The sequence below is a fragment of the Burkholderia sp. Ac-20379 genome (assembly GCF_017104645.1).
In the GTDB taxonomy this organism is placed as follows: domain Bacteria; phylum Pseudomonadota; class Gammaproteobacteria; order Burkholderiales; family Burkholderiaceae; genus Burkholderia.
Map to the genome: position 1 here is coordinate 1 of NZ_JAAGPF010000803.1, position 780 is coordinate 780.

1 protein-coding gene is annotated in these 780 nt (G+C 66.3%); it reads right to left on the reverse strand.

All coding sequences use genetic code 11. From position 1 onward, the window contains the following. The coding region (locus G3N92_RS35590; protein ID WP_206131961.1) for an electron-transfer flavoprotein:ubiquinone oxidoreductase at positions 1 to 780 on the reverse strand (780 nt) is incomplete at both ends.

The following is a 780-nucleotide window of genomic DNA, read 5'->3' on the forward strand; positions in this document are numbered from 1 at the left end:
TCTTCTGGAACTCGTACACGGCGGCCGGGCAGAAGCGCGCTTCCGGGCCCGCGTAGGTGTGCAGGTTCACGTTCACCGGCACGCTCGGATCCTTCAGCGTCAGGTGGGCCGGCTGGTTCTCCTCGTGATTCGTGTTCGAGATGAACACCGACGAGAGGCGGTCGAACGTCAGCTTGCCGTCCGGCTTCGGATACGGGATCGGCGTGCATTGCGAGGCCGGCTTCAGCATCTCGTGGTCGGCGTGCTGGTGATGCAGCGTCCACGGCACGTTGCCGCCCAGCAGCTTCTGCTCGATGCCCACCATCAGCGTGCCCAGATACAGGCCCTTCGCCATCCACTGCTTGAAGTTGCGCGCCTTGTACAGCTCGGTGTAGAGCCATGACTGCTTGAACGCTTCCGGGTAGGCCGTCAGCTCGTCGCGCTCGCGGCCGGCCTGCACGGCCTCGAACGCGGCGTCGGCGGCCAGCATGCCGGTCTTGATCGCGGCGTGGCTGCCCTTGATGCGCGAGGCGTTCAGGAAGCCGGCGTCGTCGCCCACCAGCGCGCCGCCCGGGAACACCGTCTTCGGCAGCGACACCAGCCCGCCCGCGGTGATCGCGCGCGCGCCGTACGACACGCGCTTGCCGCCTTCGAGGAACGTGCGGATTTCCGGGTGCGTCTTGTAGCGCTGGAATTCCTCGAACGGCGACAGATACGGGTTCGAGTAGCCGAGGCCGACCACGAAGCCGACCACCACCTGGTTGTTGTCGAGGTGATACAGGAACGAGCCGCCGTAGGTGT